Here is a 22,775-nt window from a genome sequence, read left to right on the forward strand (position 1 = left end):
TCGCCTCCACCTGGACCGCGATGCCCGCGTCGGCTCTCTCTCTGGTGGTACCCGCAAACGCGTCGCTCTGGCGCAGGCCCTGGTGGCCGCCCCGGACGTCCTTCTATTGGATGAGCCCACCAATCACCTGGACCTGGACTCCATCGAATGGCTCGAGCAGTTGCTGATCGACTTCAAGGGAAGCGTGGTCACCGTGACTCATGACCGCAGTTTTCTGAATCGCGTCGCCACCCGTATCGTGGAGCTGGACCGGGGCAAGCTGAATTCTTATCCGGGCAACTTCGAGCAATACCTCCTGCAGAAGGAAGAGCAGCTCGCCCAGGAAGCCGTCATCAGCGCCAAGGCCGACAAACTGCTGGCCCAGGAAGAGATATGGATCCGCAAGGGCGTGGAAGCCCGCCGTACCCGCAGCCAAAGCCGCATCAGCCGGCTCGAAGCGCTGCGCGCGAGCCGCACCGCGCGCCGGGAAGTCCAGGGCAGCGTCAACATGGACGTGGCGTCCGGACAATCGAGCGGCAAGATCGTGGCGGAGCTCACCGAGGCGACCAAGTCCTTCGGCGAAAAGACGGTGATCCGCAATTTCACCGGCACCATCCTGCGCGGCGACAAGGTCGGCCTGCTGGGCCCCAACGGCGCGGGCAAGACCACGCTGCTCAAGCTCATCCTGGGCGAGCTCGAGCCCGACAGCGGCAAGATCCGCCGCGGCACCAACCTGCAGGTGGCGTATTTCGACCAGATGCGCGACAAGCTCGACCTCGACGCCACGCTGGAAGACTTCATCAGCCCCGGCAGCGAGTGGATCGAGATCGGCAACCAGCGCAAGCACGTGAAGAGCTACCTTTCGGACTTTCTCTTCTCCCCTGCGCGCGCCAACTCCCCCGTGCGCTCGCTCAGCGGCGGCGAGCGCAACCGGCTGCTGCTGGCCCGCCTGTTCGCCCGCCCGGCCAATGTCTTGGTGCTCGACGAACCGACCAACGACCTCGACATCGACACCCTCGAGCTGCTGGAAGGCCTGCTGCAGGACTACGACGGCACCGTGTTCCTGGTCAGCCACGACCGTACCTTCCTCGACAACGTGGTGACCAGCACGATCGCCTTCGAGGGCGACGGCCATTGGCGTGAATACGAAGGCAGCGTGCAAGACTGGCTGATCCAGTCGAAGCGCGCCCGCGAGATTGCCGAACAGCGGCAAGCCGCCAGCCCGCCGCCGGTCCCGGCACCGGCTTCAGCCGAGCCGACCACCGCACGCTCCACAGCCCCACGCAAAAAGCTCAGCTACAAAGAGCAACGCGAGCTCGAGGCCCTGCCCGCGCAGATCGAAGCCCTCGAAGCGGAGCAGAAACGCATCAGCGAAATGCTCGAGCTCGACGGCGGGGCAATTTATGCCACGGACGCCTCGCGCGCCGCCGAACTGAGCCAGCGCCACGCCCAGATCGACGACGAGTTGCTGGCCGCCCTCGAACGCCAGGAAGAACTGTCCGCCGGTCGCTAGTTCGTTAGTTCTACATAGAACCGTCACGCCGTCCCACGCCGGGACGGCGCCGACTGAGCTATATATGCGGCTCCAAATTCCCGGAAAGCCGCATGTCTTCCATCTTCGCGTTCTTCGGCCGGTCCGTCGTGCTCCTGGCCATCGTGCTGCAAGGCGCCTGCGCGCAACTGCCGGAGCATGTCGACCGGCCAGTGTCCAGCGCACTTCCCTCGCCGAACGGCACCGCCCTGGAAGCCCTGGTCCAGCAGCGGCGAAAGGCCGACGCGGCACGCTTCGAGTCGGGCTTCCTGCTGCTCGGAGGCCCTCCCGCCGCTTACGGCAGCCGGCTCGCGCTGATCGAAGGCGCGCAGAAGACGCTCGACCTGCAGTACTACGCCATCCATGCCGACGCCAGCACCGGCAGGCTGCTGCGCGGCATCCGGTCGGCGGCCCAGCGCGGCGTGCGCGTGCGCATCCTGCTCGACGATTTCCATAGCACCGGCCGGGATGCGCTGGTGCTGGGCCTGGCCTTCGTGCCCAACATCGAAATGCGGCTGTTCAACCCGCTCGCGGGCGCGCGCGGCTCGTCATTCGCACGCCTTCTCAATTCGGTCGGCGATGCTTCCCGCATCCAGCAGCGGATGCACAACAAGCTTTTTCTTGCCGACAACGTGCTCGGCGTGACCGGTGGCCGCAACCTGGGCGACGCCTATTTCGGCAACGCGCTGAAGGGTAACTTCATCGACGTCGACATTCTGGCGGCAGGCCCCATCGTGCAAGACCTGTCGCGCAGCTTCGACAGCTACTGGAACAACGAACGCGCCTACCCCGTGCAATCGCTGGTCAAGCGCGAAGAATTGAAAGCCATCCGCGAGCGCGCGGAGCAGGCTGACCGCGAGCTGGCCGACGAATCGGCCCGAGCGCAAAACGCGCCGCCAGCAACCACCGACGGCGAATCGAAACCCGGCGCAGCGCCCACGCCCGCGCAACTCGCCCGCGCCTGGGACGAGAAGCCGCTGGACCTGCGAACCGCCCGTTTCGTCTGGGCGCCCGCGGTGATGCTTGCCGACCAGCCCGGAAAGATTCCGGCCGACAGGGGGCCCGAGCAGACAAAGGCGCCCGGCCTGGTGGTGAGCCAGCCTGGCGACGCGGCCGGCTCCTCGCGGCGCGCGGCATCGCTGCAGGCCACTTCCGACATTGCCGCGGGCAGCGACACGGTCGTCGAAGGGCTGCTGCAGCTGATTGGGCAGGCGCGCAGCGATTTGCTCATCATCTCGCCGTATTTCGTGCCCGGCCCGGACATGAAGCAAGCCTTCGCGGCGGCCCGCGGACGCGGAGTTCGCATCCGGGTGCTGACCAATTCGCTCGCCTCGAACGATGCGCCGGTCGCGCATGTCGGCTACGCGCGCCATCGCGAAGACCTGCTCAAGCTCGGCGTCGAACTCTACGAACTGCGCAGCGAGCAGGCCAGCGTCAGCAACGCATTCGGTTCTTCCGGCAGCGGCAACCTGGGCAAGTCGCGTTCCATGCTGCACTCGAAGGTGCTGGTGATGGACGGCCGTCTCCTGGTGGTCGGATCGATGAATCTCGACTTGCGCTCGCAGCTGCAGAACACCGAAATCGCGCTGCTGGTGCGAAGCGCCGAGCTCTCCCGCGCCGCCTCCGAGCAGATCGAACGCGGCATGCGCGAAGGCTCGTGGCGCGTCGAACTGAACGATGGTTCACTGCTCTGGCGGGCGCCCGAAGGCAGCGGCCTGAAGGACACCTCCACCGAGCCCGACGCCAGCCTGACCCTGCGCCTGCTGCTCAGGCTCTTCGGTCCGCTGGCGCCCGACCAGTTGCTGTAAGCGCTTCCCGCTGGCCGCCGGGCGGTCAGTGCTTGTGCTGGTGAGCCGGTGCCGCCGCATCGGCACCTTCGGGCGCGCCCACCGGCAGCTTCAGGTCGAGCGAAGTCTTCTGCCCCTTGGCATCTTCGAAGCGGAGCGTCACCGGAACGGTCGATCCCTTGGTCAACGGCTGCTTCAGGTCCATCATCATCACGTGGTAGCCGCCCGGCTTGAGCTCGACGGTCTGGCCCGCGGGAAGATCGAGGCCGCCCGGCAGCTCGCGCATCTTCATCGTGTCGCCTTCCATCTTCATCTCGTGCACCTCGGCCACGCCGGCCGCTGGCGTCGCAATGCCGACCAGCTTGGTGCCCGTGGGCGCGGTGAGCTTCATGAAAGCCCCCGTGCCGCTCTGGCCCGGCACCGATTGGCGCACCCAGGCGTCGCGCACGTCGACCGTGGCCACGCCCTGCGCCACCACGTCGAGCTTGGCGGCGGGCGTCTTGAGCCCCGCGGTCGAGTTGCCTGTTGCGGGCACTTCGGCCCAGTCGATGCTGCCCACGTCGCAGGTCTGCAGCACCTTGAACCACAGCGGTCCGGGGGTGCCGGGCACCTGGCCGCGCAGCACGAATTCGGCGCGCTCGCTGGCGGGCAGCGCGGTTTGCGCGCTTTCTGCGGTCCAGCGCACCTCGCCGTTGCCGGCGTTCTTCTGCACGTCGAGCTTCCAGCCCTTGCGCGCCTGCGCGTCGCTCAGAACAAATCCCTTGGGCAGTCGAACGGCCAGGCCGGTGGTGGCCTTGGCACCCTCGCAGGCGTGGCCCACGCGGAACGCCGCGTTGTAGTCGCTGCCGACAGTCGCTCCGCCCCGTGGCAGGGTGACGTGGGCAAAGCCGGTGGTCGCGCTGGCCAGCACGGCACATGCAGCAACGGTCTTGAGGATGATGCGCGGGTGGTTCATTGATGGAACTCCTTGAAGAAATCGGTAAAAGAAAATCAGAGGTCGAACTTGAGCTCGGCCACGAAGGTGCGTTGCGTATAGGGATGGAAGGCCCAGTACTTGTTGTTGTTCAGGTTGTCGATGCCCACGGCAGCGCTCCATTGCCGGTCGAAGCGATAGCGGACGCGTGCATCGACCACGAAGAACTTCGAAAAGCCCATGTACGCCGCGCCGTTCGTGTCGCTGTTGTCGAGCGTGCCGTACTGCCTGCCGCTGTAGCGCGCGCCCACCGTGTAGCTCCATTTCGCATCGGGCCGGTAGGTGGCGAGCAGCGTGGCGCGCACCTTCGGCACGCGCGGCTGGTCGCGGCCCACGCTGGCGGCAAAACCGCTGTTGGCGGCAATCTTCGACCGCGTCAGCGTCAGGCTGCCGCCCAGATCCAGCCCCTTGATGCCCACATCCACCGCATTCAGCGCCACTTCCAGGCCGCGCGTGCGAATCGCATCGACGTTCTGCACCGTGCTCACCAGGTTGGTGAGCGCCTGGCTGTAGAGCGCATCTTTCGTGTTCTCGAAGATCAGCGAGGTGCGCAGCACGCCGTCGACGCCCCAGCCCTTCAGGTCGCGCTCGGCGCTGAGCTCGGTGGTCCACGAGCGCTCCGGCCGCAGGTTCGGGTTGGTATTGACGATGCGGTTGCCTTCGATGGACCCCTGATAGAGCTCGCTCACGGTCGGCATGCGCACCGCGCGGCCGGTCGAAGCCTTCAACAACCAGTCGGGCGTGGCCTGCCAGGCAACGGCCGCCTTGGGCGAGCCGTAGCTGTTCTTGCGCGGCGCAAAGTCGAGCAGCCTCGTCGCATTGCCGAGCTGGCCGCCGTAGGCTTCCCACCGCTCATGGCGCAGGCCGAGCGTGGTCTTCCATTTCTCGGCAAAGCGCCAGGTGTCCTGCACGTAGAGCGACTGCAGCCGGGTGTTGCCGTTGAAGGCGGAAAACGGCGCGACCACCGGCCCGCCGATCCAGTCGAGCGTGTTGCCGACGCTGGTGCGCAGCCGCGCGGTGTCCTGCTGAAAGCCGAACTCGACCACATGAGCGCCCACACCCTCGGCGGAGCCGGTCGGCCGCCAGGTGCCCGCGGCCTTGAACGTGTGCCAGCCGGAACCGCCCATGTCGGTGGTGCGCCCGGCGCCTCCGTCGAAGGCGCCCGGCAACGGGGTGGTCGGCGTGCGGGAGGTGTCGCTCGCATAGTCGAACAGGCTCGCAGCCACCTCCCAGTCGAACACGCCGCCGGTATGGCTCTTCACCGACAGGCCATGCATGTAGTGCGTGAGCGCGGTCTCTGTCGGCGCGAGCGCTGCGCTCGGCGCATCGAGGTTGTAGCTGCGCCCGCCGATGTTCACGCGCCCTGAATACACCGGCCGCCCGAGCGTATCGCGCAGGTAGGTGTCGACGCTGCCGTGCGTCGTGTTGTTCCACGCGCCAAGGGTGTAGGTCGCCCGCACCGTGGGCGAAAAGTCGTAGGCCACCTTCAGCTTGGCCAGCTCCTGCGTGGTGTCGTAGATGGTCGAGCCGCCCACCAGCCACCAGGGCTGGTTCGATGGGTTCAGCCCCAGCACCGCGCCGCTCACCGGTGTGCCCGCACGGCCCACCGTACCGGCGCTCACCAGCCGGTTGCCGAACACCAGCGCCTGTCCTTTGCTATGGGTGCGCGAGGCGCTGAGCCACCAGGACCAATTGCCGCTGCGGCTCCCCAGCGAAAGGTCGATCTGCTGGCCCGCCGGTGACGAATGGCTGTTGTAAAGGTCGAAGTTCGAGGCAAAGCCGCTGAGCTTGACGCGCGCTTCGAGCTTGGTGGGCATGCGCGTCACGTAATCGACCACGGCCCCGACCGAGTTGCCCGGGTAGGCGGCGGAGAAGGGCCCGTACAGCACGTCGACCCGCTCGATTTCTTCGGGCGACACCATGCCCCAGCGCGGCGCGTAGGTGGCGCCGTTGCCCAGCGGGTTCGACAGCATGATGCCGTCGGCGAACACCATCGAGCGAGCGCTGTTGCCCGTGCCCGAGGCGCGCGTGGCAAGCACCGCATGGTTGAAATCGCCGATGTAACGCTTGCGCACCACAAGGCTGGGCAAGTATTTGAGCGCGTCTTCGCTGTCGGTCGCGTTGACCGTTTCGGAGATCTGCTCGCTTGTCACACCCTCGATGGTGGCGGGAATCTGCGTCGGCAGCGAGGTCGGGCGGCCGTCAGTGACCGTGACGGTGCCAAGGGTGCGAACGCCGCCACTCTCGGGCGGCTCGGGTGCGTCTTGCGCCCACAAGGGCGCGCCGAAGGGGAATGCCATGGCAATCGCCAAGGCCCGGGAATGCTTTTTCACTGGAAACCTGCTCCACGAACTTCAAGCCAGACAGGCCGCACGCACCTGTCGATCGGCGCATGCGGCTACGGTTTTGAAAGCTTCAGGAGAAGGCGGGCGGCCCGCGCGCCGGCAATGGCGCGGCGGTGGCCGCGGCAAGGCGCGCGGCGGGAATGGACTGGACCACGCGGCCCAGCGGCAAGGGAAGATCGAAACCGGCGGGGTCCGCCGAAGGAGGCGGCGCGCCGGTGAGCACGCACAGCGGGCAGTCCATGTGCGAGGCGCCCATTTCCTGCACGCCGTCTTCGGTGTGGACCACCACCTTGACCGAGCCGACGCTCGAGCACACCAGCTCCACGGCCTGCGGATGCACGATGGGCGACGCCACCGCCACGCCGAGCGAAAGCACAAACCACAGCAGCACCCATCGGCCGACGAGGCCGAGGAAGCGGGGGTAGTTTCGCAGCAGGTGCATGGTGTTGGCGATTATCGGCGCTGTTTGGCCTTCGTGGCCGGCGCGCGTTGCGCGGGCTTGGCGCTGCCCTTGGAACCCTTGGCGCTGCTGCTTTTGGCGCTGCTGCTCTTGGCAGCCTGGCTGCCGCGCGCACCGCGCGCACCGCGGGCGTCACGGGTATTGCGGGCATTGCGAGCGCCCCTTGCATTCCGGCCCTCCGCCGTGGGCGGCGCCACGGCCGGTGCTGCCGGCACCGCGAGCGGCGGCTGCGCAGAAAGCGGCACCGCGGCAACCGTGAACCCCCGGGCCGCCAGCAGCGCAGGCAACCCTTGCGGACCCACCATGTGCAGCGCACCCACGGCTGCAAACACGCGCCGCCCGCCCGCGTGCATGCGCTCGATGCCGTCCGCGAGCCCCGGGTTGCGGTCGTCGAGCAGGCGCTTCATCAGCCGCCGTTCGGCCGGCGTGTTGACGCAGTTGCACCACTCGGGATAGCGGCCCAGCTTGTCCACATCGCCACGGGCCCAGACCTCGGCCAGCTCCTTCATCTGAGCGCGCAACTGGCCCGACTCCAATTCATCCAGCGCGGCATCGATCTGTTCCGCCTCTTCGGCTTCGGAATCTCCCGTGAGCATCTTCAATTGCGAGGCCGCGCTTTCCAGCGCGAACACCGGCTTGCTGTTGTTGCGCGCCGAGACGGCCAGCGTTTCGTCGACGCCGAATTCCGGGTACAGGCCATCGGCGCGCGCCACCAGGCCCGCCAGTGCCGTGACCTGCAGGATGGGCTGCAGCCCCGACATGGTTCCGGGCGGCACGCAGGCGGCTTCATTCTGGCGCGCCAGCCGCTGCGCACGCTGGCCGCTCAGCAGCCGCGCCACCAGGGCCGGATCCGCCGGTTGCGTCATGGCGCGCATGGTCGCCGGATCGCGCGCGTCGAGTTCCAGCGCGAGCGCGTCGCTTTGCTCCAGCGCCTTTTGCACGGTGGGGCCGGGCCGCACCCACTCGGCCCGGCCGAGATGAATGGTTCCGTAGAGCCAGGAGGTACGCCCGTCCCGGTCGGCGCGCCACAGCAGGCCCCGGTCGACCGCATTCCACTGGCCGACCGCCGAGCCCGGCTTGCCGAGGCTCGCAATGGCCGAAGGCGGGCAGGCGGCATGCGCCGCCACCGCGAGAAGGGAACAGGCACCCGCCAGCGCAAGGCGCGGCAGGTGGGCAAGAAACCACTGGCGCGCGGGCGCCTTCAAGTCGAAATTGCGCCCGGGCGCAAAGAAGTTCCGGAGTATCCGCAAGGCTTGCTCCACGATGAAAGAAAGTCCGGCATTCTCACAGCACCGCTGCCCATAATCCGGAACCATGCAGAGCATCTTCCATCTTGCCTTTCACGTTCGCGACCTCGACGCGGCCCGCCGCTTCTACGGAAATGTCCTCGGCTGCGCCGAAGGCCGCAGCACCGACACCTGGGTCGATTTCGACTTTTTCGGCCACCAGATCTCCCTGCATCTTGGCGAACCCTTCGCCACCACGCGCACCGGCCAGGTCGGCAACGCCATGGTGCCCATGCCGCATTTCGGCATCGTGCTCGCATTGCCCGACTGGCAGGCGCTCGCAGAGCGGCTGAAAGCCGCGAACACCGACTTTGTGCTGGAACCCCAGGTGCGTTTCGAGGGGCAGCCGGGCGAGCAATGGACCATGTTTTTCTGCGATCCCTTCGGCAACCCGATCGAGGTCAAGGGATTCCGTTCGCTCGCCGCGCTGTACGACAAATGATTCGCCGGCGCGGGGCCGCTCCCAACCGGCTCGCCCTTCTCCCTGAAGGAGCCGGCGCGCCTGCGCTGCGCGCCGCAACGGCGGCCTTGTGGTTCTTCACGCTCTTCACCGCCGGCGGCGCGCATGCCGCGATCGACTGCGAACTCAACGGACGCCGGGTGAACCCCTCCGGCGGCAGCACGCTCCTCGGCGCGACAGGCCTCATGCGCTGCAAGGACCGCGCGACCGGCGAGCCCCAGCGCGAACAGCAGGTGCAGAACGGCGCCTTCACCGGCCTGGCGCGCTTCTATGAAAAAGGCAAGCTCGCCAGGGAGCACATCCTCAATGCCGGCGGAAACATCCATGGCCTGGCCCGCGAGTACGGGCCCGAGAGGCAAGTCTTGCGCGAGGCCACGTACGACGATGGCCAGGAGCGCGGGCTGGTTCGCAGCTTCTATCCCGGTGGCCGGCTGCGCCGCGTCACTTTTTACCCGAGCACCGGAACCGACCGCGCCTTCGTCGAGTACACCGAGCGCGGCCAGTTGTCCGCGCTGCGCTGCGGCGAAACGCCCATGCTCGCGCCCGTGGCCGACGACGCCCGGCTGTGCGGCTTCACAGGCGGACCGTCGCAGGTCCAGCTGTTCGATGCGCGCGGCTTCTTGCGTTCGCGGCTGTCGTACATGCTCGGCAAGCGCGTGCGGTCGCAGGACTTCTACGACAACGGCAAGCCCTCGGTGCAAGACGAGATCAACGGCAACCAGCGCACCGAGCGCCATTTTTCATCCGAAGGGGTGAAGCGCCGCGAAACGGCGTGGCTGCTGGTGGAACGCAGCGCCGTGCGGCAACGCGAGCAGGAGTTTTCGGAAAAGGGTTCGCTGATCCGCGACCAGCGCTGGAACCCCGCGGGCGAGCCGGTGCGAGACGACAGCTACTACCTGCATGGCCAGCCCCGCAGCAAGTCCGCCTACAGCGGCTCCGGCGATGCGCGCGCGGTCGAGATCACCGAGTTCTACGAGAGCGGCCAGCGTGCCGCGCATGGACGCTACCGGGTGGCAGGCCGCGGCCGGCAAGTGCCGGTCGGCAAGCACCAGCGCTTCAGCGAAAAAGGAACGCTGCTCGCCGAATCGAGCTTCGATGCCAGGGGCCGCGTGACGCGCGAGCGCAGCTGGGACGAAAACGGCGAGCTGCAACGCGACGAGCACGTGCTGGAAGACGGCTCCAGGAAATAGCCCGCCGGCTGCGAAGCGCGCGGCGAACTCAGTCCAGCTTGATGCCGGCCTGCTTGATGATCGGCCCCCAGCGCTTCGACTCGGCGCGCGCCAGCGCTTCGAACTGCGCGGGCGTGCCCGGCATGGCTTCCATGCCGAAATCGTCGAACCGCTTTTGCACCGCCGGCGTGCCGAACGCGCGGTTCAACTCGCCGTTGAGCTTGGCCACCACGGCGGGCGGAAGACCGGCCGGGCCCAGCACGCCCTGGAACGCGAACACCTCGGTATTGGGCACGCCCACTTCGGCCAGCGTGGGCACGTTGGGCAGCAGCTTGTTGCGCGCGCCGGAGCCGATGGCCAGCACGCGCACCTTGTTGCCCTGCATGATCGGCAGGCCCGAGGCCAGATCCAGGAACATGCACGGCACCTGCCCGCCCATCACGTCGGCCATGGCCGGCGCGGCGCCACGGTAGGGAATGTGCGTGATGAAGGTGCCGGTGCGAACCTTGAACATCTCCATGGCCAGGTGATGCGGCGACCCATTGCCCGGCGAGGCATAGTTGACCTTGCCCGGATTGGCCTTCGCATACGCCAGGAACTCCTTGAAGTTCTTGGCCGGAAAGTCCGGATGCACCACCAGCGCCAGCGGAAACTTGCCGATTGCTCCAACGTAGGTGAAGTCTTTTTCGGGATTGAACGGCAGCTTGCCGAACAGGTGCTCGTTGAAGGCCAGCACGGCGTTGTCGGCCGACATCACGGTGTAGCCGTCGGGCTTGCTCTTGGCGACCAGGTCTGCGCCGATGTTGGTCGAAGCGCCGGGGCGGTTGTCGACAACGATCTGCTGGCCCAGGGCCTGGCGCATGGCCTCGGCGAGCGTGCGCGCAATCACGTCGGTGCCGCCGCCCGCGGGATAGGGCACCACCCACTTGATGAGTTGCGAGGGATAGTCCTGCGCGCGGGCGAACGGGGTTGCGACCATGGCCGCGCCCGAAGCGAGCGTGGTCAGAAGAGTGCGGCGGTCCATGTGGATCAGTCTCCGGTTTGTTGTGATTGGGTTGCGGACAGCGATGGTACGGGCAGCGCATGAAGTGCGTCGGCCAATGCGCGGCGGCAGCGCGCCTCGTCGCCGACCTGCTCGAACAGCAGCAGCGCGAGCCGTGCGAGAAACAGCGATTCCCGCTCGGTGCCGGCTTCGGTGATGGCGCGCGCGCATTCCGCGTAGATGCGGTCCCGCGCGTCGGGGCCGAGCGATGTCGTCATGCGGCAATCTCCTTGAAAGCGGCGGCGGCGCGGTGCAGCGCCTCGGCCAACGCGCCGCTCGGCAGGTGCTGCCAGCGCGCGGCCACGTGGCCGTCGGGCCGCAGCAGATAAAAGGCGCCGTCGCGTGCGCCCAGCGCCTCGAACACCGCCGCGTCGGCATGCGCATCGGCGCCGTCGATGCCCAGTCCCCCGATGGTGCGCACCGCGAACGGCAGATCGCCGCGCAGCGCGTGAGCCACGTCGTCTTCGGGCAGCAAGGCGGTACCGGCCCGCGGCCGCAGCACGAGCAATGTGAAGACCGGCGCGATCCAGTCGGTCAGGTGCCCCCGCTCAAGCTGCTGCTCGGCCATCACCTCTCCGGGCAACGGGCCTGCCGGCAGCACATCGCCTTCGCTGGAAAGCGCCGAAGCCGCATAGCGCACGGCTTGCGTCTGCCGCGGATTGATCAGCTGCGCAATGCCGCGATGCGCCTCCGACAGCGACAGCGCCGCTTCGCGCATCAGGTCGAAGCCGCGCGAAGGCGGCGACATGAATTCGGTGCTGCGCATCGCGTTCTCGGCATTGACGTGAAAGGCTTCGATTCGCTCTTGCGAATACGAGTCGAGCAACGCCGCGTCCGAGAGACCGCGCGCCACGAACGCCAGCTTCCAGGCCAGGTTGTCGGCATCGTCGAAGCCCGAATTGAGGCCGCGCACGCCGAAGATCGGCATGGCATGCGCTGCATTGCCGGCGAAAAGAACGCGGCCATGCCGGTAGCTCTCGAGCGTCATCGCGCCAGCGCGGTAGACCGAGGTCCACACCGTCTTCCACGGCAGGTGGCCTTCGCCGATGGCGTCCAGATGGCGCTGCACGAACTCGGCCACGGCCGCGGGCTTCAGCGCCTCTTCGGTGCTCTGGCCGGCGCGCAGCTGGTAGTCGATGCGCCAGATGTCTTCGGGTTGGCGGTGCATCAGCACGGTCGATCCCGGGTTCCACGGCGGATCGAACCACGCGCGGCGCTCGGTCGGGTGCTCGCTGTGCAGCTCGATGTCGATGATGACGTAGCGGCCTTCGTAGCCCGTGCCCTCGAGCGAAAGCCCCAGCGCCTTGCGCACGAAGCTCTGGCCGCCGTCGCAGGCCGCGAGCCATTGGCCTTGCATCCGGTAGGCGCCCTCCGCGTTGCGCACCTCCAGCGTCACGCCATCCTCATCTTGCGCAATGCCGGCGAGTTCGGTGCCCCAGCGGATGTCGATGAGCCCCGGCGTCGCCTCGTTGCGGCGGAAGATTTCTTCCAGCAGGTAGTGCTCGGCGTAGTACTGCTCGAGGTTGATCATCGGCGGCAGCTTCTGCCGCTCGTCGTGCGGCATCTCGAAGCGGAATACCTCGGCCGTCTTGTAGAAGCTGCGCCCGCCGGTCCACGGCAGGCCCTTGGCCAGGAACGCCGGCAGCACGCCGAGCCGCTCCATGATCTCCAGGCTGCGGCGCGAGATGCAGGCCGCGCGGCTGCCCACGCACACCGTGTCGTCGGCCTCGAGGATGACGCAGCGCGCGCCGTGGTTCGCGAGCCCCAGCGCCAGCGCCATGCCGACCGGCCCGCCGCCCGCAATCACCACCGGATGGCGGCCCGGCTCCATGCCGCCCTGCTCCAGCGGTGGCGACCACGGTTTGTAGCGCGTGTAGTGAAAGGCACCGACCGAAGGCGGCAGTGCGGTCGCACTCGGCATCGGCGGCACGGGGCCGCTTGCGGCATCGGCGGCAATGGCGCCGGGTACCGGTGCATCGGCCGCAATGGTGGGGTTGGTCATGCAGCGGGATTGTCCCGATGCGGGGCCACGTTCGTTGTCATAACTTTGTACGACGTATTTACCCTGAGTCTGGTCTGCTCCCATGAGACGCTGGCGCATTCAACCCGCTGCCGACACTGCGCTGTCCGCGGCCATCGTCCGCGACGTTCTGGCGGGCATCGGCACGCCGCATCTGGCAGCCAGTTGCCTTGCGGCCATGCACCGCGTAATGCCCGTGACCTTCTGCACCGTGTTCGCGGTCGATGCCACCGGCCGCATCGAAGCCGTGTCGGCGGCCAGCAGCTATGGCACCACGGCTGAACGCACGGCGGAGCGCTATGTGGCGCAGCGCTTCGACCTGCTCGACACCAACATGACATGGCTCGCGAAGCGGAAGCTGCCCAAGCGCGCGCAGCTGTGGCTGGGCCACCAGCGCGCCGACGAGGTGGCCGACCCCGCCTACCGCGCGGCCTGCTACGGCGACGTGGGCATCCGAGAGCGGGCGTCCGTGCTGCTGCTCACACCCACCGGCCAGCGCGTGGCGGTGAGCTTCTACCGGAGCCTCGCGCAGGCCGAGTTCGACGAGCGCGACTTCGTGGCGATCGAGAGCCACGCCCCCCTCCTGGCCGAAGCCACGATGGCCCATGGCCGCAGCACGGTGGCGGCGGGCGGCACGGTGGCGCCCTCCCTGGCCTCGCGCCTGCTGACCTTGAGCCTGCGCGAGCGCGAGGTCATCGGCCACCTGATGGCGGGCAGCACCGCCAAGCAGGCGGCACGCGAGATTGGCATCGAGCTGACGACGGCGCGCACCCATCAGTACCGGGCGTTCCGGCGGCTGGGAATACGCAGCCAGAAGGAGCTGCTGCTGCGCGCACCGGAGAAAAGCCCGTAGCGCCTATTTCGAGCGTCCAGGCGTTCACAGGACAGCGAAGGGTGTGCCAGTAACTCGCCGCCGGCGAGTGCCAATTCAACGGCGCGTCTAACCTGTTTTCAGTTCCAAACCATCGAGCGCCGCAAAGAGCTGCTCGACAACATTGGGTGCGAAAACGCCTTCAGGTCCGCGTGAGTGAATATCCGTGAAGGGTGAGGCGTACAGCCGCTCTTGGGGCATGGCCCCATGTTCAGTCAGATGCTGCACGATCTCCTCAATGAACTGCAACTGGCTGGCTGTCATCGTCGAGCCTGCGATCAGGTGGGCAAAGGCATGCGTTGCGGCCTCGCGATCCAGCCCAACAAGAGAGCGCACGAAGCCCGGCAAGCTTTTATGCAGATCGAGCGCTCGGGCAATATCCCCGTGACTTCCACCTGCTTCGTGCAGCATCTTTTCGAGCTCGCCCAGATCGGTCTCAGTCAACGGCTGATTTCGCCGCAGTTTGTGCAAGGCCAAACGATCTTCGTGGGCTCGCAAGAAGGCTTTGGCCTTGCTGCGGAAACGCTCGAAATCCACCGCACCTGTTCCCGTGGGGAGCTCCACCTCTGTTAGCTCCCCCAACTCATCGGCAAAATCGGTGTACACGACCTTGCGTCGGGTCTTCTCAAGCAGCTTTACCAGAATGCGCAGCTTGCGCCGCGCCTGCTCCAGCATCGGCAGCGTCACGTCCTGCCACCAGTCTTCACCTGCTATCGCCTCGACGAGAACAAGCTGCTCACGAACTGCAGGAATGCTGTTCAATTCAAGCAGGCCCTCCGCGATCTGCCGCACTTGCTTCTTCAGACGATCGAATTCCGGCTCCACACGCAACTGCGCGAGTTGCAGTTTCAGCATCAACATGTCAAAGCGCTTGGCGTCTTCGTCATCGTCGCGCACCACACTGGGCAGGCCTGAGAGGTGTGCTGCCACATCGCTCAAATCTTCGGCGCTTGGTTGCTTCCACGCCTCGGCCGCGGACCAGACTTCAACTCGCCGACGCTGCGGCCGCACCACGAAGTTGTCGAGCGTCATGCCTGCGACGAACTCGTGCAAGACGGCCGCCGTGTCGTGACGAATGCGCGCTTCCGTGAGACCCGCGATCTCGGCGCCCGAGGCTTCGGCTGCGCGCGGGCCGCCCGCTGCCAGCCGCTCGTCCAACACCTGAAGCAATTCGGTCCGCGCCTTGAAAAGCCGCTGCCCCAGCGGCTCGCCCATCGCGCCGTCGGTGCCTTCCAGGTTCTGACCGAAGTACTCGAGGTTCTGGCAAAAATCGAAGATCAGAAAGTTCGTCTTGTCTTGCCCGGGTGCAAACAGGTCTTTGCACAAACGCGTGCCTCGCCCGACCATCTGCCAGAACTTGGCTTTGGAACGCACGATCTTGAAGAAGACGAGGTTGACGACCTCGGGCACGTCGATGCCGGTGTCCAGCATGTCGACCGAAATCGCGATGTGCGGCGCCCTGTCCTTCACCGAAAAATCGTCGATGAGCGACTGCACGTATTCGGTCTTGAAAGTGATGATGCGCGCGTAGGTGCCGCGATACTGCGGATAGTTGATGTCGAAACGCCGCGCGATGAACTCTGCGTGCGCCTGGTTCTTGGCAAAGACGATGGTCTTGCCGATGCGATCTCCTGCGGCCACCTTGTGGCCGCGCGTCATCAGCAACTCCAGCACCTTGTCGACCGTGTCGATGTTGAAGAGCCATTTGTTGACTGCTTCGGCGCTGACCTCTTCGGGCGGGGCCGCGCCCCCCTCGTCCCACTCCAGCGCATCCCACTGGTCCTTTTCTTCCTCGCTCAGATCGTCGTAGCGAATGCCCTGCCGCTGAAACTTGAGCGGCACCGATACCGCCTTGGGCGGCACCAGATACCGCTCGGCGATCGCGTCGTCGAGCCCGTAGGCGTCGGTCGGCACGCCGCTTTCCAGGTCGAACAAACCATAGGTGTTGCGGTCGATTTCATCCTTGGGTGTGGCCGTGAGCCCGACCAGGAGCGAATCGAAATAGGAGAAGATGGAGCGGTACTTCTGATAGATGGAGCGATGCGCCTCGTCGACCACGATCAGGTCGAAGTACCCCACGCCGAATCGCCGCGCACCAACCCCACCACCGTTGATCAAACCCATCATGGTCGGGTAGGTCGACAGATAGACGCGACCCTCGGTGTTCTTTTCGGTCACAAGATTCACCGGTGAAGCATCGGGCAAGTGGGTCTTGAACGCACCCACGGCCTGATTCACCAGCGCCACGCGGTCGGCCAGAAAAAGCACGCGCTTGCACCAGTTGCTGCGCATCAGCAGATCGACGAGCGCAATGACAGTGCGCGTCTTGCCCGCACCCGTTGCCATCACCACGAGCGCCTTGCGATGCTGCTCGCGCTCGAAGGTTTCACCGATGCGGCGAATGGCCCGGTGCTGGTAGTAGCGCTCGACGATGGCCTCGTTGATCGTTGCTTGCGCCAACGGCTTTCGGCTCGTGCGGCGCTGGACCATCAGCTGCAACTCGTCTTTCTTGTGAAAGCCCTGCACAGCGCGGGGCGGGGAGGTCGCGTCGTCCCACATCCAGTGCTCATAGCCATTGGTGCCGTACATCACCGGCCGCTGGCCGAACTGCGTTTCGAGGCAATCGGCATACAACTTGGCCTGCTGTTCGCCCTCCTTCGCGCTGCGACGCGTCCGCTTGGCTTCGACGAGGGCGAGCGGCTTGCCATCGTCGCCCCACAGGACGTAGTCGATGAAGCCGTTGCCCTGTTGGTTGGGCATGCCGGTCACTTCGTACTCGCGGTCGCGTGCGTCTGCGAGCGTCCATCCGGCCTCCTTGAGCAACAGATCGATGAACAGGTCGCGCGTCGCGGCCTCGTCGTAGTCGTGAGTGTCGGGCTGGGTGGTATTGGCTGCCTTCGCGGCAGCGACTTCCGCACGCAGTGCAGCCAGTTCTGCGTCGAGCGTGGCGCGACGGGTTTCGGCGTCCCGCAACTGGGCGTCGCGCTCGGCCAAGGCGTCGGCCTTCTGTTGCAGTTCCGCCTGAATAGCAGATTGCTGCCTTTGAGACAGCGCCGCATCGGCGGTCGCCGGCCTGGGCAATAGATCGGCGCGGAACTGCAACGAAGCTTCCGGCCGCTCTGCCACCTTGCGCGCATAGTTTCGCGCCAACCAGAAAGCGACATGGAACAGCTCACGCAATGCCGACGTTGCCTCGGGCGTTGTCACCGGCCGAGCACTGTGCACCGCGTTGTTGCCCAGCTTGCGGATCACGTCCATCTTTGCGTGCAGCGCCGGCCCGACCAGTTGCTGAAAGCTCGGCTCGTACAGAAAGGCGGCGAGGTCGGCCTTGTAGGGCATGCGCAAACTGCCGCCGTGGCCGCTCTCGGCCTTGAAGAGCCAGGCGGTGGCCAGTTCCAGCGTTCGGCGGGCGTAGAAGCATGCAGTGCGCGGATCTGCAAGCGCAGCACGTTCGGCACGCTGTGCCTCGGCATGAAGCTCAGGCCACTCTGTTTGCAGAAAGCCGAAGTTGGAATCTGTCGTCATGAAGCCTCCCTCCCCGCGTTGAGCTGTGCTTCGGCCTCGGCGAGACGCTCGAGCACCTGTTCGAACGCCGGGGGCGTGCTGATGAACATCTGCTGCATCGCCGCGTAGTCCTGCGCCAGCGCAGCACGCCGCGATTCGGCGGGCACCAGGCGAAAGCTTCCGGCCCGCGCCAGGTCGTAGCGGGCCCAGGCGCGAGGAAATACACGGCCCTTCCAGTCGACCACATGTGCGCACAGCGCCGCATCGGCCAGGTTGCGCGCCGCATCTTCGCGCTCCAGCAGGCGCGCCATGTCCGAGTAGTGGCGCGCGTAGCGATCCGGCATGGACTGGTCCGGCGGACGGTAGAACTCCGAGTGCAAGATGGTCGCCTTCTCCCAGAAGGTGCGCTCCAGCACGAGCGTGGTGACCTCGCATTGCCAGTCGTCGAAGAGCGCTGGAAAAGCGTCGGCGACCAACGGGCGGATCGGGTAGCGCCCGGTCGGCTGCTGGTCGGTCAGCGTGCCGAGTTCGAGTTTGACCTCGCGCTGGATATAAGCAAAGCCGGTGCGCTCCTGCGTCGGGTAGCGAAAGTAAATGATGGGTGAGCGCGCCGCCGCATCCACTTCATAGCGCAGCCATGCATCGACATCTTGCGGCGCACCCAGCGCCTCACGAATGCGGGCCTCCAGCGCCGGCTGCACGATCTCTTGCGCCTTGGTACCGCACAGTTGCTGCATTTCCAGCACAGCAGCGTCACGGCGCGTGCGACTGCCCAGCGCGTCGAAGGCCGCGGCATCGGCGCCAACGAAATCCGGCATCAGGCAAAGATCGATGTCCTCTGAAAAGCGATCGATCACGCTGTAGACCTTCGAGAGCGACGTACCACCTTTGAAGACCAGATGCGGAGCCACCTCGGGCAATGCGAAGAGCACCCCCAGCAGCCAGGTGACCCAAAAGTCCTTTTCCAACATGACCTGCTGGCCCGCACGACCCGCAGCGGTCTGCTCGAACGCAAGGGTTCGTCGCTCCGCCGGCAAGGACAGGAATCGACTGGCCAGCGGTGGAGTTGCACTCATGGTGATGAAGCCGCCTTTTCGGCTGAGGCGTTGTCGCGATCGTCGCGAGCCAGTTCGCGCAGAAGGGGCTGCATCCAGGCCGGGGCCAGCGCAATGTCTTGAAGGAGCTTTGCGCGCTCGATTGCCGGAATCGTCTGTCGCAGGCGCTGAAGCCGCTCGGAGTTGATGTTCTTGACACCCAAGCTCTTGAAGGCCTGAATCACCAATCCGCTGAGACGCCCCGCGGCGGCCATGTCACGCGGCGTGGTGCGTTTGAGAGTGATCTGAATCGGGCCCGCCTGCACCGAGCGTGCGGTGCCGTCGGTCAACAGAACCACCTTGGCGGGCACCTGCTCCGACAAGCCCAACAAATTGGCCGCATAGGCCCCAGTCGGTTGCGTGCGGATGCGGTCCTTTCCCGCCAGGGCACGCACGACCGCATCGACGGTCGGCCAGAGGGTACCTAACATTTCATCCTGTCGGGGCTTGTCGTACAGACCGCGAGACAGACGGCGCAAATTTCCGGCAGTTACCAGCCGCTGCAACGCCTTGTCGATTGCCGCGCGGCTACCGAGACTGGCAAAACTGGCCGGCGTGAACACGGTGCCGCGCGCGGCTCGCTGCACCCGGCGTGCAAGCTGGGCGTCGATGCTGTGGGCTGATGGGGCACGTGGCATGAGCAGGTTTTATTTGACCGAAAAATACCACGTTTTTCGGTCAAATAGAAAGCCCCAGATCATCGAGGATGCGCGCCATTAGCGGTCAAATTCAGGCTGACGGTAGCGCCACCGACGCGGCAATGGTGTCGGCTACGTCTGCGGGGTGACGCCATCCAGCACATTCACCCGCAGCATCAGCTTGAGTTGAATCAGGTTCGGCGGAAGCTGGCGTTCGAGCACCAACACCGAACGGGCGACCTTTCCGTTCTGCGACGCGACCCGCAGACTCCGGTTTTCATGAGTCACTGAATACCAAAAAGCAGAGACCCACCTTCAGGCAATCAAAGATCCCATGACACCTTCAAGCTTCAGGCGGAAGCATGTCGGTCATGTATTCGACGGGGATCGGCGCGTTGGCCGGCGTGCGTTCGTATGCGGTGTCGTGCGAGGCCGCCTTGACCTGCTCAAAGCTCATGTCGGCGCAGTAGCGGATGGCCCACTCCAGACTCTCGCGCTCGGCATGGCCCAGCTTGCTGAAATCGGCATCGCGCAACGCAACCAGCTTGTCCTGCTGGTCATCCTTTGCGCGACGCAGGCCCGCACGCAGCGCCTCGTCATCGAAATCGCTGATCAGCCTCTCGCCGTTCAGAACGCGCGTTGCATCGTAGGCGGCCTGCGGTACCGGTCCGTACGGCAAGGCGCTGTGCGTCTCGCCATAGATCATCCGACCGTGCTTTTCCAGGTGGCGCTTGTCAGCGAAGTAAAGCGCCTTGAGCGATTTGTAGTGATGGTGGCGGCCTGCAGGCATCCGCTTGGCGACGAAGATCAGGGCTTCGAGCCCCACGGCGGCTTCCAGAACGCAGATATCTTTGGGGCTTGAGGCACGTGTGGGCGGAGTCAATTCACCACGAAAGGCACGATGCTGGAGGGAGGCGAAGAGTTCGTCGAGGCGGGCCAGCGCGGCGAGATGGATAACTTTAAGTCTCTCGATGGCCCTAATTCGGATCGCAAATTGCTGTTGAGCATCTGGTTGAAAGCTAGGAATTGGCAGGCTACCCAGCCCCTCCGTGTTGATGTTGTACTGTCCGGCCGAAGTCTTACAGCGAGAGCGTAATGCCCGACGACCTTCGCCATCAGACAGATACCACTGCAGGACGATCGGAAGCACACCCCCCGCCTTCAATCTAGCCCGTATTAAGTAAGAGGCGTAAATGAACTCCGCAGCATCAAAGCGAGTGTGTGCCACGGCCGCTTGATCAAACACCGCGCAGCGGCCTACATAGTCTCGATTGCCATTGGTGCGAACGAACAGCAGATCGCCATTGATCAAGCGCAGTCGCTCGAACTCCGCCATCGAAACCGGCACAGTTTTCAGCTCATTCAGATTCAGAGAGCCGCTTGTTACGTTGGGAATGCGCAAAGCGGGATATCCAGTCGAACTGGACTTCTCTGATGTGCCATATCGAAATTCGGTGACGAGGTCATCGAGCGATATCCGCTCAGTGTCTTCAAGCGCTGTGTCAAAGATCTCAAGAAACACCGCACGCCCAAGGCTGTCGAGTTGGGCGATGGCCGCACGGCGTTGGGCTCGGAGGGTTTCGGCTTGGTCGAGGATGGTGGCGATGCGGCGCTGTTCCGTTAGCGGCGGCAGCGGAATCTCGAAAGACGCCAAGGCTCTGGGGCTCAGCCGCGGCAAATTGGCGCCTGATGCGCGGGCGTTTGCCAGATCGACAATTTCCTGCCGCCGAAGGTAGTGCGACAGGTAGTCTCGACTAAGTTTGGCGCCCGGCAGCACGGGAAGAATGTCCGTACTGCAAACACCGGAGAACGTCGGCCGCGCGATCTTGGCTAGATACGGTCGCAGCTTCCCGTACAGAAGATGCGAAGGTGTAAATCGAAACTTGCTGCTCGCGAGCTCACCGCTTGCGACCTTGCGCACATCAAGAAAATCGCCACCTGAGACGATATTCTCCAAACCAACGTACAACGTACCGTCTTGAATTTCTGAGGCCTGAATACCGTTGCGCTCAATGTCGGCGACTTCAGACATCGCGACCAAAGGCCACTTGCTCACGTCAACAAGTCCTCAAGTGCCTTCGTTCCGGCCGCAATCTCCGCTTCCAGCCGCTTCAACTCGGCAAGGATTTGAGTCGGCTTGCGATGCGCGACGCCTGCATGCACCACTTCTCGATAGCGGTTCAAACTCAGGTCGTACCCATTCGCCTCGATATCCGCCTTCGGCACGCAAAAACTCTGCGCAGTTCGCGGCCGCTTGGTCTCGCTGCCATCGCGCTCGCCCCAGCGTGCCAGCACATCGGGCAGGTTGTTCTTGGCATGAACTTCGTCCGACAGCAGATTGCGCCCGTCATACGCGGGATTCAGGCCGAGGTCGGCATCAGCCAGCAACGGCTGCCGCTTGTCATCCAGGCTCCAACCGTCGGCCTTCATGTCGTAGAACCACACGTGGTCGGTGCCGCCGCTCATGGTTTTGGTGAACAGCAGGATGGCAGTGCTCACGCCGGCGTAGGGCTTGAACACGCCACCGGGCAGGCTGATGACGGCATCGAGCTTCTGCTCTTCGACCAGCTTGCGGCGCAGTTCCTTGTGGGCCTTGCTGCTGCCGAAGAGCACACCATCGGGCACGATGACGGCGGCCCGGCCACCGGTCTTGAGCAGGCGCAGAAAGAGCGCGAGAAACAGCAATTCGGTCTTCTTCGTCTTGACGATCTGCTGCAGATCCTTGGCGGTGTTCTCGTAGTCCAGGCTGCCGGCGAAGGGCGGGTTGGCGAGAATCAGGCTGTAGGCACCTGCATCGTCGGCATGGCCTTGGGCGAGTGAGTCGCGGTATTGAATGGCCGGGTGTTCGACGCCGTGCAGCAGCATGTTCATGCTGCCGATGCGCAACATGGTGTTGTCGAAGTCGTAGCCGTGGAACATGCCGCGGTGGAAGTGCGCGTTCAGCTTGGCGTCGCGCAACGCTTGGGGATGCTGCTCGCGGATGTATTCGCTGGCAGCCACGAGGTAGCCACAGGTGCCCGAGGCCGGATCGCAAATGGTGTCTTTCGGCATGGGCGCGGTCAGCGCGACCATCAGTTGGATGATGTGGCGCGGCGTTCTGAACTGCCCGTTCTGCCCGGCCGAGGCAATCTTACCGAGCATGTACTCGTACAAATCGCCCTTGGTGTCGCGATCGTCCATCGGAATGGTGTCGAGCAGGTCGACCACCTTGGCAAGCAGCGCGGGCGCCGGGATGGTGAAGCGCGCATCGCGCATGTGATGCGCAAAGGCCGAACTGGCCGCCTCGCCCTCCGATGCGTGCAGGCCACGCAGAAACGGGAACACGTGCTCGCTGAGCACGGTGAACATCTCGGCCGGAGAAAAGCCCTTGAAGCGCGACCAACGCAGGTCGTCAAAAGGCCGGCCGCGCGCGTCGTTGCCGGCGGGGTAGATGCGCACAGGCTGCGTCTTGAACCGCACAGCCTTGTTTTCTTCTCGCGTCTGGTCGCTGTCGAGCGCGCGCAGGAAGAGCAGGTAAGTAATCTGCTCGATAACCTCTAGCGGGTTGGCGATGCCACCGGACCAGAACGCATTCCAGACCTGATCGACCTTGTTTCTCAGCTCACCGGTCAGCATG

Annotated in this window: 18 protein-coding genes (1 of these 18 running past the window's edge); 5 read left to right on the forward strand and 13 right to left on the reverse strand. The window is 65.2% G+C overall.

Annotated features, from left to right (window positions below; translation table 11 throughout):
- Positions 1 to 1,492, forward strand: the 3' portion of a protein-coding gene (locus EJI00_RS14940) for an ATP-binding cassette domain-containing protein (RefSeq protein ID WP_126748288.1). 401 nt of this gene lie to the left of the window's left edge; the window shows 1,492 of its 1,893 coding nt (coding positions 402-1,893); its start codon lies off the left edge, out of view; the stop codon is at positions 1,490 to 1,492.
- Positions 1,493 to 1,584: 92 nt separating this feature from the next.
- On the forward strand, positions 1,585 to 3,318 hold the full coding sequence (locus EJI00_RS14945; RefSeq protein WP_126748289.1) for a phospholipase D family protein: 1,734 nt from the start codon (positions 1,585 to 1,587) through the stop codon (positions 3,316 to 3,318).
- 25 nt (positions 3,319 to 3,343) lie between these two features.
- On the opposite strand, the gene EJI00_RS25540 is transcribed toward EJI00_RS14945, so the two are convergent.
- The 4 genes from EJI00_RS25540 to EJI00_RS14965 all read right to left on the reverse strand — a co-directional run bounded on the left by EJI00_RS25540 (position 3,344) and on the right by EJI00_RS14965 (position 8,325).
- Positions 3,344 to 4,252, reverse strand: coding sequence for a copper chaperone PCu(A)C (locus tag EJI00_RS25540; protein ID WP_126748290.1), 909 nt, complete (start codon positions 4,250 to 4,252; stop codon positions 3,344 to 3,346).
- A 35-nt stretch (positions 4,253 to 4,287) separates the two neighbouring features.
- The gene (locus EJI00_RS14955; RefSeq protein ID WP_126748291.1) at positions 4,288 to 6,570 is read right to left on the reverse strand and encodes a TonB-dependent receptor; all 2,283 of its coding nucleotides are present in this window, start codon (positions 6,568 to 6,570) and stop codon (positions 4,288 to 4,290) included.
- A 115-nt stretch (positions 6,571 to 6,685) separates the two neighbouring features.
- Positions 6,686 to 7,057, reverse strand: coding sequence for a DUF2946 family protein (locus EJI00_RS14960; protein ID WP_126748292.1), 372 nt, complete (start codon positions 7,055 to 7,057; stop codon positions 6,686 to 6,688).
- 11 nt (positions 7,058 to 7,068) lie between these two features.
- Positions 7,069 to 8,325 (reverse strand): TraB/GumN family protein, encoded by a 1,257-nt coding sequence (locus EJI00_RS14965; protein WP_126748293.1) that lies wholly within the window; start codon positions 8,323 to 8,325, stop codon positions 7,069 to 7,071.
- A gap of 64 nt (positions 8,326 to 8,389) precedes the next feature.
- Between EJI00_RS14965 and EJI00_RS14970 the strand changes: the two genes are divergently transcribed.
- Both EJI00_RS14970 and EJI00_RS14975 read left to right on the forward strand, forming a co-directional pair.
- Positions 8,390 to 8,803: a VOC family protein gene (locus tag EJI00_RS14970; protein WP_126748294.1), complete on the forward strand. Its 414-nt coding sequence runs from the start codon at positions 8,390 to 8,392 to the stop codon at positions 8,801 to 8,803.
- The gene (locus EJI00_RS14975; RefSeq protein ID WP_126748295.1) at positions 8,800 to 10,011 is read left to right on the forward strand and encodes a toxin-antitoxin system YwqK family antitoxin; all 1,212 of its coding nucleotides are present in this window, start codon (positions 8,800 to 8,802) and stop codon (positions 10,009 to 10,011) included. The genes EJI00_RS14970 and EJI00_RS14975 overlap by 4 nt, the downstream gene beginning before the upstream one ends.
- A gap of 28 nt (positions 10,012 to 10,039) precedes the next feature.
- Here the strand turns inward: EJI00_RS14975 and EJI00_RS14980 are convergent, their stop codons facing one another.
- The 3 genes from EJI00_RS14980 to EJI00_RS14990 are packed head-to-tail and all read right to left on the reverse strand — an operon-like array spanning position 10,040 to position 13,034.
- The gene (locus EJI00_RS14980; protein WP_126748296.1) at positions 10,040 to 11,014 is read right to left on the reverse strand and encodes a Bug family tripartite tricarboxylate transporter substrate binding protein; all 975 of its coding nucleotides are present in this window, start codon (positions 11,012 to 11,014) and stop codon (positions 10,040 to 10,042) included.
- Positions 11,015 to 11,019: 5 nt separating this feature from the next.
- Positions 11,020 to 11,250 (reverse strand): hypothetical protein, encoded by a 231-nt coding sequence (locus EJI00_RS14985; protein ID WP_126748297.1) that lies wholly within the window; start codon positions 11,248 to 11,250, stop codon positions 11,020 to 11,022.
- Complete coding sequence (locus EJI00_RS14990; RefSeq protein WP_126748298.1) at positions 11,247 to 13,034, reverse strand: FAD-dependent monooxygenase; 1,788 nt, start codon at positions 13,032 to 13,034, stop codon at positions 11,247 to 11,249. Before EJI00_RS14990 ends, EJI00_RS14985 begins: the two co-directional genes overlap by 4 nt.
- A gap of 82 nt (positions 13,035 to 13,116) precedes the next feature.
- On the opposite strand from EJI00_RS14990, the gene EJI00_RS14995 reads away from it, so the two are divergent.
- Positions 13,117 to 13,905 (forward strand): helix-turn-helix transcriptional regulator, encoded by a 789-nt coding sequence (locus EJI00_RS14995; protein WP_126748299.1) that lies wholly within the window; start codon positions 13,117 to 13,119, stop codon positions 13,903 to 13,905.
- An 87-nt stretch (positions 13,906 to 13,992) separates the two neighbouring features.
- Here EJI00_RS14995 and EJI00_RS15000 read toward each other — a convergent pair whose 3' ends face one another.
- The 6 genes from EJI00_RS15000 to EJI00_RS15020 form a co-directional block, all read right to left on the reverse strand.
- Positions 13,993 to 17,448 (reverse strand): DEAD/DEAH box helicase family protein, encoded by a 3,456-nt coding sequence (locus EJI00_RS15000; RefSeq protein WP_126748300.1) that lies wholly within the window; start codon positions 17,446 to 17,448, stop codon positions 13,993 to 13,995.
- On the reverse strand, positions 17,445 to 18,503 hold the full coding sequence (locus tag EJI00_RS15005) for a nucleotidyl transferase AbiEii/AbiGii toxin family protein (RefSeq protein ID WP_126748301.1): 1,059 nt from the start codon (positions 18,501 to 18,503) through the stop codon (positions 17,445 to 17,447). Before EJI00_RS15005 ends, EJI00_RS15000 begins: the two co-directional genes overlap by 4 nt.
- Entirely contained in the window at positions 18,500 to 19,159 is a 660-nt protein-coding gene (locus EJI00_RS15010; RefSeq protein WP_126748302.1) for a DUF6088 family protein, read from the reverse strand. The genes EJI00_RS15005 and EJI00_RS15010 overlap by 4 nt, the downstream gene beginning before the upstream one ends.
- 132 nt (positions 19,160 to 19,291) lie before the next feature.
- A complete protein-coding gene (locus tag EJI00_RS25100) occupies positions 19,292 to 19,447 on the reverse strand; it encodes a hypothetical protein (protein ID WP_185868144.1) in 156 nt (51 codons plus the stop codon).
- A gap of 55 nt (positions 19,448 to 19,502) precedes the next feature.
- Positions 19,503 to 21,215, reverse strand: a complete 1,713-nt coding sequence (locus EJI00_RS15015; protein ID WP_126748303.1) for a type II toxin-antitoxin system antitoxin SocA domain-containing protein — start codon at positions 21,213 to 21,215, stop codon at positions 19,503 to 19,505.
- Positions 21,212 to 22,774, reverse strand: a complete 1,563-nt coding sequence (locus EJI00_RS15020) for a class I SAM-dependent DNA methyltransferase (protein ID WP_126748304.1) — start codon at positions 22,772 to 22,774, stop codon at positions 21,212 to 21,214. The genes EJI00_RS15015 and EJI00_RS15020 overlap by 4 nt, the downstream gene beginning before the upstream one ends.
- Position 22,775: the final 1 nt, after the last annotated feature.

The sequence above is a fragment of the Variovorax sp. DXTD-1 genome (genome assembly GCF_003984625.1).
Classification (GTDB): domain Bacteria; phylum Pseudomonadota; class Gammaproteobacteria; order Burkholderiales; family Burkholderiaceae_C; genus Variovorax.